Source organism: uncultured Cytophaga sp., from assembly GCF_937863595.1.
Lineage (GTDB): Bacteria > Bacteroidota > Bacteroidia > Cytophagales > Cytophagaceae > Cytophaga.
The window spans coordinates 1-13,564 of sequence record NZ_CALMGQ010000094.1; the positions used below are offsets into that span (position 1 = coordinate 1).

Here is a 13,564-nt window from a genome sequence, read left to right on the forward strand (position 1 = left end):
GTACTCTGTACTCCGTACTCTGTACTCCGTACTCTGTACTCCGTACTCTGTACTCTGTACTCCGTACTCTGTACTTCCTTCGTCTAGAAACTGGTAACTAGCAACTAGTAGCTACTAATTAGCAACTAATTTAATTATCCAAAGCACCTTCACGCATCCAAGTTTCGATACGCTTCAAATCACACGCACTCATAGCTTGTCTGCCGTTAGGAGGCATCGGATCTGATGTAGATACCATGGAGCTATAAAACACGCTCCCTTTGGGGTCGCTTACATCAATATAGCCTCTGCCTGGTTTGGATAGCGTAGCGTATGCTTTAGATGCTTCTAGATTGAAGTTTCCTTCAGGCGTTGTACCCGAATGACAGCCTGAAATGGCACAGTTTGTTGTTAATATTGGCTGTATGTCTTTAGCAAATGAAAGATTGCTAAAGGTGGTTGAACAGTCTTTGCTAGGTGTTACAACTTCACCTTTATTGTAAGCACATGAAACCACACTGAGTAATACAATTAAAAAATAGAGGTATAGCCTAGGGTTAAATAATTTCATATTGCAATATACACAGGCTTGTTGTAAAAATACATGTATACAATCATATTAAGGCATAAAAAAAGTCTCTTGTTTTCACAGGAGACTTTTTAATATCAATAAAAGCTGAAATTAAGCAGCTATTTTATTTACAAATTTAGCCAACTTAGATTTTTTGTTCGCTGCATTGTTTTTATGAATGATGTTTTTCTTAGCAAGTTTATCCAACATACCAGATACTTTTTTGTATAACTCAGTAGCATCAGCTTTAACTGTTGAAGCTCTTAGTCTTTTTACAAACGTACGAGTAGTTTTCATTTGGTAGCGATTTCTCAGGTATTTAGCTCTGTTCGCACGGATTCTTTTTAAAGCTGACTTATGATTTGCCATATGTGTATCTAAATTCTTATTTCTTCGTCAATAAATTTTCGAATGGCAAAGATAAGAGGTTATTATTAAAAAACAAAACCTAGTTTGTAATTTACATAATTCATCTTAATATTGTGGAAAACTTCTTAGCTATGAGTTATCCGTATTTTTGGTGGATAAAGGCACTTTTCATGTCTATTATCCTCATTTTATGCACATCTTGGGGCTTTTTTGCCCACAAAGAAATCAATAAAATGGCCGTTTTTTCTTTGCCTCAACCGCTGATGTCCTTTTATAAAGTGCACCTCGAGTACATTACTGAACAGGCAGTTAATCCAGATAAGCGCAGATATGCCGTAAAAGGAGAAGCGCCTAAGCATTATATGGATATTGAATATTATACCGATTCGGTATTAGTGATGCAGCCCAATTGGAAGGAGGCTGCTATTTTGTATCCCGAAGACTCCATGCAAGCACATGGCATTTTACCTTGGAATTTGATTCGGATGAGTTATTATTTGACAGATGCGTTCAAAGCCAAAGATGTAAAAGCTATTTTGAAATTATCGGCAGACATCGGTCACTATATTGGCGATTTGCATGTGCCGCTGCATGCTACGAAAAATTACAATGGACAATTAACCGATCAACACGGTATACATGGTTTGTGGGAATCACGCTTGCCCGAATTGTTTTCAAAAAACTACTCCTATTATGTAGGTAGGGCACGTTATATTCCCAATATAAATGCAGAAGTTTGGTCTGCTTTGACAGCGTCTAGAGCTTGTGTAGATTCCGTATTACGTATTGAAAAAGGCTTGCAACAATCCTTCAAAGAAGATAAAATATTTTCTTACGAAGACCGCAACGGACAAACCATGCGTGTGTATTCATACGAATTCAGCAAAGCCTATCATACCGATTTAAATGACATGGTACAACGCCGAATGCGCAGTGCCATTCAAATGACAGCGAATATGTGGTATACCTGTTGGATGAATGCAGGAAAACCCGATCTTACTACTTTTCCAGAACCCATATTCACAAAAGAAGAATTAGAAGAATTGGCACAATTAAAAAGTAGTGCGCATGAAGGTTGTGTGCATTGATGGTAGACTCTTCGGATTTTGCACTTCCGAAGCCAGATTAGAAGGATTTGTAATCCGTCTAAACGAGTGTCTTTGATTTAATGAGATTACAAATCTCTATTATCTGGGTTCGCGATTATAAATCACGAACAGCTCAAATAGTAACACCTTAGAGGTTGGTTGTTGGCCGCTGGCATAACAACAGGTTGATTTGCGATAGGATTTGAGTGAAAAGAAATAGGTGTACTATACTCTAATTCCGAACCTAAACACGACTATACCCTTTGTTGAGCCAGCGGCCAAAAAATTGCAAAATGACGAACAACGCCGACAGCGAAGTATTGCCCAAGGTCGCCTTGTGCCTTTTCGGCCAACCATCTGGAACTCTTAAAATCGGCTCTTCGGAATTTGTAATTCCGAAGCCAGATAAAACGGATTTGTAATCCGACTAAACTAGAGTGTTTGATTTAATGAGATTACAAATCTCAATGATCTTGGTTCGCGATTATAAATCACGAACAACGCAATTATTAGGTGGTTGGCAGTTTAAGTGATGTTGTTTTATCGTTCTTAGTTGAGATTAGTAACACTTAAACGTGCCAAACCAGGGCAAACAGAACATTTTATTCCTTTAATAATCCCATCAAAGAAATTATAGGATGTTTTTTTTCATTGAAACGAATCGTTGTACTACCATTTAAGTGCGAATCATTTCTATTAACTTCGATTCGGATCGACTCAATTTTTTTAAGCTGTTGTATTACTCGTGCTGGGATTTCTTTCTGAATACTACCTTCAAACAACCCTTGCACATAAGCTGGTTTTAATTCCACATACAATGCGGCTGCTTTTGCTTGCGTTGCAAGCGGCAGCATACGTATGCGTTTGTGGGTATTTTCAAGCGTAATGGAATGATTTTTTTCTACTCTAAGTTCGCTATCAAAATTTCCCAAGACAAGATTGTAGGTATTTGAAGATTGTTTTGTGATCAAGCCTTCTTTTTTCAAAAAAGCTAAGAATGTATTTGTTTCAGAACTGTTTTTTTGTTGCAAATTACATTCAAATAAGGGCTCGATAAAAGTCGTATCTACTTTGTGCATCACCATTTCAAATTCATCGTTCATCTTACTTACATAGTAACTGGTCTTTATTTTCTTCCAACCATTAAATTCTATCCGTAAGGGATTATCGATCAAGCTTGTTTTGAATACGTCTATAACGCGTTTGTTTTTTTTATAAATAGTTTGGGTGGTATCCATTGCTGTTCGTAAACTATTTAGACCAGCTTCTGTTTGGGTAACATGTAAAAAGAATCCTGTTTCAGTATGCGGAAGTGTAAAGTTCGATTGAGAAAGACAGTTGGCAAGTTTACCTACATAGTTCCAATCCAATTGTAATGCATCGCCATTTTGTTTCAATGCAATCTCTATGCGCGCAGAATCAAGTAGCACATGTTTCATGCTGTTGGGTAGGTACGCAGTTTGTATTGTTGCTTGTACTAAAACCGAATCGGTGGGAATTGGTTCTATTATAGTTGTTTGCTTTCCATCAAGAATATGTTGTGCATACAACGAATCTTGCTCTTGAGTAGCTATAAAAATAAGGTTGTTTGTATTGTACATCCAAATTCCTTCGAGACTGCGGAAGGTATACAGATAGCTATTTCTGTTTTTTATACTGTCACTTACAAACGCTTTTTTTAACGCATCTGGATTTTTTAATTTAAGGATCAAACCTGAATACAGGTGTGATTCTTTCGCTTCAGAAAAGAAAATAATATTGTTTTGTTCAATAATGGAATACGTCGTTGGTGATTTTAATACCTTAATTAAGGTATTTGAAAGGGTATCTGAATGAAATAAAAATGATACATCGCCACTCAAAAGTGTAGACCAGGCAATCTCTTTTTTGATTTGATCTAAATGAATACTTCCATATACCCAGCTAGAATCGGGTATCCCAATACGATTGCTTGGCTTAATAACAAGCGTATCTCTCTTACACGAATGGTAAAAGAGATACGTAAGTATTATTATACACAGAATTGCACTAAAAATAATTGCTTTACGCATGTTTTATTTTTTTGTAAAATGAACATATAGTTCATCCATCATTTGAACAAGTATGTTGATGCAATTTTTATTTGTATCGTTAAAATCAATGTTTGTTTTTGTCGTCACATTTGCATCCGTTACAAAGTCATTTGTATAAACCGTTTCGTCAAAATACTTTGCAAGTATTTCCAATACCTCTGCAGACTCTTTGTCGTCTACAAACTGTACCGAAGAAGCCAATATCTTTCCAACTTCAATGTAAGCACCCGATTGGTGGGAAGTAATGCGAGATACATTTTCTATTTCGTAGTCGCTTCGTGTTGTTGTATTTTGTCTTTTTGTTGGGTTGAAATTGTTGTCATTAGTAAGTATACAATTCTTTTCACTAACCCATATGTATTGATTCATATCACCAAGAACAACCAAATAACGATTTTTTTCTTTTTGAATAAATCCTTTTTGGATCATCGTGTTTAAATATTTATTAAACAGAAGCTCATCGTTAATGGATGCTGCAAAAGAATACAAGGGGATAGGTATCGTTTTAGTTTTTTCAACTTCAACATAATTATATTCCGCATCCATTTCAAATTCTTTGTATTTCTTTTCAATACTAGTCATAGCGTGATACAGAAATACAAACTCTCCATTAAAAATGCTCCATAGATCGTCTCCATGTATGCCCAAATGTTTATAGGTTTTTACAGCTAAGGAATCTTTTCGATCTTCAATTAAAGTGTATAAGGTATCTTCTCTTGACTCTAACGAATCAATTGTATACCAGTTTAAGAATTCGTGCTTATATTTTGCATCATCGTAATTTGCGTCGTAATCATATGGTACAGCTACAACTGCTTCATCTGCTTCGTCTGAATAAACTGTTCCAGAATCTGTTATACTATATGAATCTTCAAGATAGTTCTCTTCATCCGGACCGTTTATCATAAAACGAATCGTATCAATTTCTTTGCGATATTTTCGAACCAAACTATCCGTCTCGTAAACATCGTTTTGATTATGTTTTACCATTTCAATCATGAGTGTATCCATGTTGTAATTGAACGTTTTGTCAACAAATTTTCTAAGTTCGACAAAGCTGAATGCATAACTCACATAACTGGTTACTGGTGTTTGATATAACATGTTTGCTAGTGCAGCACTCGGCTTAACATTAAAGATGGGATTGAAGAGTGCTGCAAGTTTTTTACCGTAAAATTGATTTCCAGAAAATTTTAATTGTCCTTTTTCAAAATTTACATAACTAAAGCTATAGTTGTCTTTGAATAATTCTTCGTTCAGTAATGTAGTATCTTTAATAGAGCTACTTCTATTGAATTCATTGAATAACCACGGACTTTTACTCCATGCGTTTGAGTTGAATACATAACTAATGTCTGAATCAACACCTAAGCCATTTAGTATACGTGTGTTGGTGATTACATTCTTATTGGGTAAGGGAAATGCAACCGTTTTTATAATACTTAAAATGTCTCCTTTGGAATAATCTTTTCGATCGTATCCAACATAGGGAAGATTGCAAAAGAATACTTTGTCGTTTGTCCAAATAATTAAATTTGAATAATCCTTTATGTAGAAAGTGGTCTTACTTACTTTTGTAACTTTAGATTTTTCATTTTTTAATAATAAATCTGAAACGAACCGTGTGAATTTTTTTGAATTTAAAAGCGAAGCAGCCCCAACAGTTATCGTTTTAGGAGTATTGTAATAGTTGTCTTCTTCGTACATTCCATAATCATCTTCATTCTTTTTGGGTGCTTTTACTTTTTTTGAATCTGCGTACGGAATATCATACACATACATATCTGTTTTAATATTTAATCCTGTTTCATCAGGTGTTTCAAACAAGGTTGTAATGGCACGTTCTTCCGCTGTTTTGTTGTTTAGCATTTTGAACAGAAAATCTTTGTACATTTCTGTAGCACGAATTTCATCAAAGTTTACATTTTTGTTTATGCGTGCACCATCTACTTTTACGATAAAATTAGCCGTTTCGGGAATGTAATTTTTTAGATCCTGTGCTTGTACCAATTGAACAGTAAAACAAAGGGAGAAAAATAAAATAATTTTTTTCATAAGGAATTGCTGTAATGTATATGAATATCTATGATCTGAAATTTATTTAGCAATGCTAATTGTATTGTTTGTAATGCCTTGATCTGCCAATGTTGACCATACATCATTTTTGTATAAGGTCGCTTTTTTACTCGGAGATAACGAATAGTTCATGCTGTTGCTGATGCTTACAGGTTCATCAAATCTACAAATAATCGTGTAGGTCGACTTCTGCATCATTTCACGAATTTGGGAATTTGCAATTTGTGTTATGTGATCTAATTCATTTGTATTCGTATTTCGAGTAAATACACCTTCTTCGAAACTGTACAATTTAAAATTTGTAGGAGCTTTCTTATCGTAGGTTTTCCAAATACTCAGCATGGCAGTATTTAAAGCTGCTACGTTTTTAAAATCACAACTTAAATGATAAATGTAATTGATGTGGTCTTGTGTTATAAGTACATTACTGATGCCTTCTACAGCATTTAGTTTGTTCTTAACTTCTGTGATTTTTGACTCCGCCATCGCTACGGTAGGGACTTTATAGCTCAAAATACTATCCTGCGTACGAATTTTATCTATTTGATTTTTACTCTGACTTAAATTCACAATGAACTTATATGTCCCCGAACCATTTTGATGCACTTGTACATCTTCAATGATTTCAAAACATGAGGTCATGGAAACGATTATAAATAGTAGTATAGCTGGTAGGGTTAATTTCATTTTTGTAATTATGAGTTATGAATTATGAATTATGAGTTATGAATTATGAGTTATGAATTATGAGTTATGAATTATGAGTTATGAATTATGAGTTATGAATTATGAGTTATGAATTATGAGTTATGAATTATGAGTTATGAATTATCTTTACTTGATGATATTCTTTCTCGTATGTCTTAGTTCCTTCTTTTCGAACTTCTAAATTCGTTAAATGATAGAATTTAAAATGCTCGATTCAAAGACTGGCGCGAGTATAATCTTCATTTATAATTCATAATTCTTATACTTTCTGGCGCCAGTGTTAAGCGAAGCGTCACTGGTGTCGTTTATTTTTGTAGTCTTTGACTACATTTAATGCAATCGGTTAAAAGTATTTAAAACGCGCCAGTCAAAGACTGGCGCGAGTATGAGGAATAAAGATTTAAAATAATAAACCAAAAGTTATGAATCACGAACATTCATAATTCATAACTTATAATTCATAATTATATAAATAATTATTTAACCAACTTCTTATATCGAATACGCTGCGGGCCAACATCACCCAAACGTTTCTTTTTATTTTCTTCGTAATCCGAATAGTTTCCTTCAAACCAATATACTTGAGAATCGCCTTCAAAAGCCAAGATATGTGTTGCTACACGATCTAAGAACCAACGATCGTGGGAAATAATTACCGCACAGCCACCAAAGTTTTCTAAGGCTTCTTCTAATGCTCTGAGTGTATTTACATCTAAATCATTGGTCGGCTCATCGAGTAATAACAAGTTTGCACCTGTTTTAAGTGTCATCGCCAAATGCACGCGGTTGCGTTCACCACCGGATAATACACCTACTTTTTTCTCTTGATCGGAACCACCAAAGTTGAAACGACTTACATACGCACGAGAGTTCACTTGCTTGTTGCCCAACATCAAATGTTCTGTACCACCTGAAATGGTTTCAAATACCGATTTGTCTGGGTCTAAGCCAGAGTGCTCTTGATCGTAATATCCAATGTCAACCGTTTCACCCACAGCAAACGAACCAGAGTCTGGCTGTGCTTGTCCGGTGATTAATTTGAACAAAGTTGTTTTACCTGCACCATTGGGTCCAATGATACCGACAATACCCCCTTGCGGAAGATTGAAACTTAAATCGTCGAACAATAATTTATCACCAAATGCTTTTGAAACATTTTGTACTTCAATAACTTTATTACCTAAACGACGACCTGCTGGGATAAACATTTCCAGACGATCTTCTTTTTCGCGTGTTTCTTCGCCCAACAACTTGTCGTACGAGCTGATACGTGCTTTAGACTTCGCTTGACGCGCTTTCGGCGACATCCGAACCCATTCCAACTCGCGCTGTAAAATCTTCTGACGTTTGGATTCTGTTTTCTCTTCTTGAGACAAACGGGTCTGTTTTTGATCCAACCAAGACGAATAATTCCCTTTCCAAGGAATCCCTTCGCCGCGGTCTAGTTCAAGAATCCAACCCGCTACGTTATCTAGGAAGTATCTATCGTGGGTTACGGCGATTACCGTTCCTGGATATTGTTGTAAGTGCAATTCCAACCAGTCTACGGATTCTGCATCCAAGTGGTTGGTCGGTTCATCCAATAACAATACATCGGGTTGTTGCAGTAACAAACGACATAAGGCTACACGTCTTTTTTCACCACCCGATAAATGTTCAATTTTAGAATCACCGGGCGGACAACGAAGCGCATCCATTGCACGCTCTAACTTGGTGTCTAATTCCCATGCATTGTGTGTATCTAATAATTCTTGTATGCGACCTTGTTCTTCAATCAATTTTGTCATTTGGTCGTCGGTCATTTCTTCGCCAAACTTCAAATTGATTTCTTCGAATTTCTTCAACAAGTCAACCACTTCTTGAACACCTTCTTCAACAATTTCTTTAACTGTTTTGGTAGGATCTAATTTTGGCTCTTGCTCCAACATCCCAACGGTATAACCTGGGCTAAAGGCAACATCGCCAATATATTCTTTGTCGATACCTGCAATGATTTTAAGCAGGGTAGACTTACCTGATCCGTTTAGACCTAAAACACCAATTTTGGCGCCATAGAAAAACGATAAGTAGATGTTTTTAAGGATTTGTCTTTTTGGTGGAATGATTTTACTCACACCCGCCATGGAGAATATGATTTGTTCGCTCATAGGAATTGTTAATGAAAGGGTAAATATCGGGAAAAAGTTGCTAGTTTCTAGGCGCTAGTTGCTAGACGAGGAAAATTACTTGTCTTGGGGTAGAAAAAAGTGGACAGTGATAAGTGGTCAGTGGTCAGTAAAAAAAATGAATATTGCCTAAATAGTCAATGGTTTATCTGTTGTTATACACTTTTTTTAATGGAGTGGACTGTCTATTTGCGCAGTCTTCAGACCAATTTTCCAGTGGTCCGACGACTTGTGTGAGAGAGCACGTGTTTTTAAGAATAATAATCATTAAATATTTGACTGATAGATAACTAGTTGGTAAGTAGTCGGCTTAACTAAAATTCGTATGAACACAGCGTTAAATTCCTTGTCTGTACGATTTATTGAACGTGCAAAAAAATAATATTCACTTAAACTGCCAACCACCTGTAGCGAGTAAATGGTTGGCAGTTTACGCAATGAATGATACCTCATTATGATACTGCTTTTGGCGTAAACGTGTCCAACCATGGCATATTAGGATCTTATTAATCCGTTGAAAAAAAAGCCAATGTTAGGACAAACTCCATACTCAGTCCATTTTTGTTTGAATTGAGACTCGCTCGATTAGGGGATTTATGAGATTGTTCTTATGATTTTTAGTGTAAATTATTAGGGAAGAGCCTTTTTTTGAATAAATAATAGAAATAAAAATGTAGACAATTTTCAATCTTATTAATCTTTTAATCCCACGAATTCCAATTCAGACAAAAGAAAATAGCAACTAGAAACTATTTCCAAATAACTAATTGATAACCCTATTATTATTATTATTATTATTATTATTGTAAAATTCTATTTAACCAATCTTTTTATGAAAAAATATCTACTAATCATTTTTGCTTCTGTTTTGTTTGCTTTTGAGGGAAGTGCGCAGGCTCAATTAGGAAGCTTTAACTTTTTATGCGATCAGTTTAACTTTCAAACTGCTGATTCTATAATTGATAATGTGTTGGTTAATCCATCAGATTTTAATGGCAAAACAAATCAAATATTTATTTCTAAAACCCGATATAGCGATTATTCAACTTTATCAAAAATAATAATGTTTTTTGATTTAATAGACATCAATGGAGAGCCAATTGTTGTATTTCCAATTAACAGGTTTAAAGCACAGATTACGATTCTAGGTGAGGGTGGTGGTGTACTTAGAAGTGCTCAAATGATTTCTTTAACAGATCGTCAGTATATATATGATTTAGGGAATACTGCAATTCAACTATTTAAAGACATTAGGGTTAAAGTAACACTAACGGATATGAATTTTGCTATTAGTTATTCACCAAATCTATTTCCTCCGTATACAAATGCTGGATTTCCAATTCTACGAAGAAAAATAATTTATAATCCAGCACACAAAACTAAATATGTATGTCAAGGAGGAAATTATTACGGAAGTTATGATAATATGGATTTAGCAACCGAAACCCTTTACATAGATGGTCAACAAAATCTTATTTTTCAATGGACGTCGTCTACAGGTGGAAATTTTACGGATATTGTTGGGGCGACAAATTCTAATTTACAGGTTTCAAATGTTAATGTAAAAACATATTATAACCGAAAAGCAATATTTACAACATCAGCAGGAGTAACTACTACATATTTTTCTAAAGATACTTTGTTAACGTTAATTCCCATGACCTGCGGCACCTTCTCAGCCGCTATTACAGGTTCTCAATCCATTACCCCCAATCAAACCGTTACTTACTCTGTACCAGCAACTGTTGGTATGCAATACGAATGGACCGTAATAGGAGGAACCATAATGAGCGGACAAGGTACAAACACCATTACAGTCTTATGGGATGGCGGAGCAAATCTTCGTACAAGTACAACCAACCATTCAGTTTCTGTTAAAGAAACAGATGCAACTCCAGAATCGAAAATAACCACACAAGAAGTTACCATTCAAACGGCAACAAGCATCAATAACTCCTTTGCTGTAGCTGGTATATCCGTATTCCCCAATCCAATCAAAGATCAGTTTAGTGTTGTGATGCCGCAGTCTAGTACGGCTGTAAGCTACACGGTGTATTCAACTACAGGCATTAATATGCAGTCGGGTTCATTCACGTCTTCAACGTCTGGTACAAGCATTCAAACTAGCTTGCCAGCGGGTATCTATCAGTTGGTATTGAATTATGATGGTGTGTTCACGAGCACACGTTTGGCGGTTTATTAGAGGAAGTATTGAGTACGGAGTATTGAGTACTAAGTACAAAAAAATGAAGCCGAATATCTGTTTATGTATGTAGACAGGTATTCGGCTTTTTTGTCTGAATTGGGATTTGCTCGATTTAGGGAATTATTGGATTGTACTTGGATATTTTTTTGTGAATTATTGTGGAAGAGCCTTTTTTTTGAATGAATATGAGACTTAAAAATGTAGACACTTTTCAATCCAAATAATCTTTTAATCCCACGAATCCCAATTCAGACAAAAGAGAATAGGATGAGAATATGCTTTGAGAGCGTAATTCAGGCAAAAGAAAATAAACACCATTTTCCAGCGTCAAAAAGCTAGCACCTAGCAACTGGAAACTATTTTTCAATCCTATTAATCTTTTAATCCCACGAATCCCAATTCAGAAAAAAGAAAGGATGGTACAAGAATTCTTTTCTTTTCATCGTACAATAAAAAGCTGTCAACAATACCAGCCGACTTTGTACTTTGTACTCCGTACTTAGTACTTTTTAAACAGTAGCAATTCTCAATACTTTTTTTCTTATCTTGGTTCCTCAATCAGCTAAATAATTTTATGTATCATTTTATGAATGAGGACTCTTTTATCGAGAGTACCTTTGCGGAGCCTAAGGTTTCGTATGCAAGCTATCAAAGTAAATACATTGATCCGCTTACAGATTTTGGGTTTAAGTTTATTTTCGGAAGCGAACCCAACAAAGATATTTTAATTGATTTTTTGAATGCAATCTTTCAAGGATCAAAAGTAATTGTAGATTTAACCTACAACAATACCGAATCTACCGGCGAAAATCAGTTGAGTCGGGATGTGTTTTTCGACCTCCTTTGCACAGGTCAGGATGGAGAACAATTTATCATTGAAATGCAACGAAAAATGCAGTCCCACTTTATGGATCGATGTATGTATTACGCATCTCGAATTATAAGTGAGCAAGCCCCAGATTCTGGTGAAGATTGGAATTATACCATAAAAGGCGTTTATTTAATTGCAATTCTTGATTTTGATTTTAAATTAAATCCAGGGAAAGATTATCTTGTTCCTATAAAGCTTATTAATACAAATACCCAAACACTTTTTTACGATAAAATTGCTTTTTTATTTCTAGAATTACGTAAATTCGATAAGGAAGAAAAAGATTTAGTATCAGACCTTGATAAATGGTGTTATGTATTAAAACACCTTCATCGTTTAGAAAAAATGCCAGTCTTTCTAAATAAACGAATCTTTCAAAAGATATTCAACTTAGCAGAAGTAGGTAAACTTAACAAAAAGGAACGTATGAGCTACGACAGAGCATTAAAGGCCCGCAGAGATTATAACAATACCATAAACTACGCAAAGGAGGAAGCAATGAGAGAAGGAAAAGCGGAAGGTTTAGCAGAAGGGAAAGCAGAAGGGAAAGCTGAAACCATTCGTGCAAACGTGATTAACATGTATCAAAAAGAGTTGACTATTGAAACTATCGCTGAAATTGTAAATCTTTCTGTGGATGATGTTCATAAGATTATCGAAGCGATTTGAGAAAGTACGAAACAATAAGTATGGTTTAAAATACGGTTTCATGTGTATTTATTTAGCACACTTATCTCCTTATACAATGACCACCATTCACTGACCAATATTCTAGTAGCAGAAGTAGGTAAACTTAACAAAAAGGAACGTATGAGCTACGACAGAGCATTAAAGGCCCGCAGAGATTATAACAATACCATAAACTACGCAAAGGAGGAAGCAATGAGAGAAGGAAAGGCGGAAGGTTTAGCGGAAGGGAAAGCTGCAGTAAAAGCGGAAGGTATAGCTGAAACCATTCGTGCAAACGTGATTAACATGTATCAAAAAGAGTTGACTATTGAAACTATCGCTGAAATTGTAAATCTTTCTGTGGATGATGTTCATAAGATTATAACTTCGAACTGAGAACGTACAAAGTAGTGATTAAAATAAGAAGCCGAATATCTGTTTATGAATGTAGACAGGTGTTCGGTTTTTCTTTGTCTGAATTAGGATTCGCTTGATTTAGAGATTTTTTGGATTGTCTTTAGTCACTTTTACTGTAAATTATTGGGGAAGAACCTTTTTTTGAATGAATAAGAGACATAAAAATGTAGACACTTTTCAATCCTATTAATCCTTTTAATCCCACGAATCCCAGTTCAGACAAAAGAAATGGGTGCAAATACGCTTTTGGGGCCGTAATTCACGCAAAAGAAAATAGAACCATATTTTCTACCGTCTAGAAACTAGAACCTAGCAACTTGAAACAGCTAGCAAGCATCCTATCAATCTTTTTAATCCCACGAATCCCAATTTA

Annotated in this window: 10 protein-coding genes; 4 read left to right on the forward strand and 6 right to left on the reverse strand. The window is 35.2% G+C overall.

Annotation, left to right across the window (positions count from 1 at the left end; translation table 11 throughout):
* Positions 1 to 130 precede the first annotated feature (130 nt).
* Together Q0543_RS09070 and rpsT are read right to left on the reverse strand one after the other, a co-directional pair.
* On the reverse strand, positions 131 to 550 hold the full coding sequence (locus tag Q0543_RS09070) for a hypothetical protein (RefSeq protein ID WP_299251606.1): 420 nt from the start codon (positions 548 to 550) through the stop codon (positions 131 to 133).
* A gap of 111 nt (positions 551 to 661) precedes the next feature.
* Complete coding sequence (rpsT, locus tag Q0543_RS09075) at positions 662 to 919, reverse strand: 30S ribosomal protein S20 (protein WP_299251609.1); 258 nt, start codon at positions 917 to 919, stop codon at positions 662 to 664.
* A 170-nt stretch (positions 920 to 1,089) separates the two neighbouring features.
* Between rpsT and Q0543_RS09080 the strand changes: the two genes are divergently transcribed.
* On the forward strand, positions 1,090 to 2,007 hold the full coding sequence (locus Q0543_RS09080) for a zinc dependent phospholipase C family protein (protein ID WP_299251612.1): 918 nt from the start codon (positions 1,090 to 1,092) through the stop codon (positions 2,005 to 2,007).
* Between the two features lie 602 nt (positions 2,008 to 2,609).
* Here the strand turns inward: Q0543_RS09080 and Q0543_RS09085 are convergent.
* The 4 genes from Q0543_RS09085 to ettA form a co-directional block, all read right to left on the reverse strand.
* On the reverse strand, positions 2,610 to 4,058 hold the full coding sequence (locus tag Q0543_RS09085; protein WP_299251615.1) for a hypothetical protein: 1,449 nt from the start codon (positions 4,056 to 4,058) through the stop codon (positions 2,610 to 2,612).
* A gap of 3 nt (positions 4,059 to 4,061) precedes the next feature.
* Positions 4,062 to 6,134, reverse strand: coding sequence for a hypothetical protein (locus Q0543_RS09090; protein ID WP_299251618.1), 2,073 nt, complete (start codon positions 6,132 to 6,134; stop codon positions 4,062 to 4,064).
* 42 nt (positions 6,135 to 6,176) lie between these two features.
* The gene (locus Q0543_RS09095; RefSeq protein WP_299251621.1) at positions 6,177 to 6,842 is read right to left on the reverse strand and encodes a hypothetical protein; all 666 of its coding nucleotides are present in this window, start codon (positions 6,840 to 6,842) and stop codon (positions 6,177 to 6,179) included.
* Positions 6,843 to 7,339: 497 nt separating this feature from the next.
* A complete protein-coding gene (ettA, locus tag Q0543_RS09100) occupies positions 7,340 to 9,010 on the reverse strand; it encodes an energy-dependent translational throttle protein EttA (protein WP_299251623.1) in 1,671 nt (556 codons plus the stop codon).
* An 850-nt stretch (positions 9,011 to 9,860) separates the two neighbouring features.
* Between ettA and Q0543_RS09105 the strand changes: the two genes are divergently transcribed.
* The 3 genes from Q0543_RS09105 (at position 9,861) to Q0543_RS09115 (ending at position 13,170) form a co-directional block, all read left to right on the forward strand.
* Entirely contained in the window at positions 9,861 to 11,231 is a 1,371-nt protein-coding gene (locus tag Q0543_RS09105) for a T9SS type A sorting domain-containing protein (RefSeq protein ID WP_299251626.1), read from the forward strand.
* A 589-nt stretch (positions 11,232 to 11,820) separates the two neighbouring features.
* On the forward strand, positions 11,821 to 12,774 hold the full coding sequence (locus Q0543_RS09110; protein WP_299251629.1) for an Rpn family recombination-promoting nuclease/putative transposase: 954 nt from the start codon (positions 11,821 to 11,823) through the stop codon (positions 12,772 to 12,774).
* Positions 12,775 to 12,816: 42 nt separating this feature from the next.
* Positions 12,817 to 13,170: a hypothetical protein gene (locus tag Q0543_RS09115; protein WP_299251632.1), complete on the forward strand. Its 354-nt coding sequence runs from the start codon at positions 12,817 to 12,819 to the stop codon at positions 13,168 to 13,170.
* Positions 13,171 to 13,564: the final 394 nt, after the last annotated feature.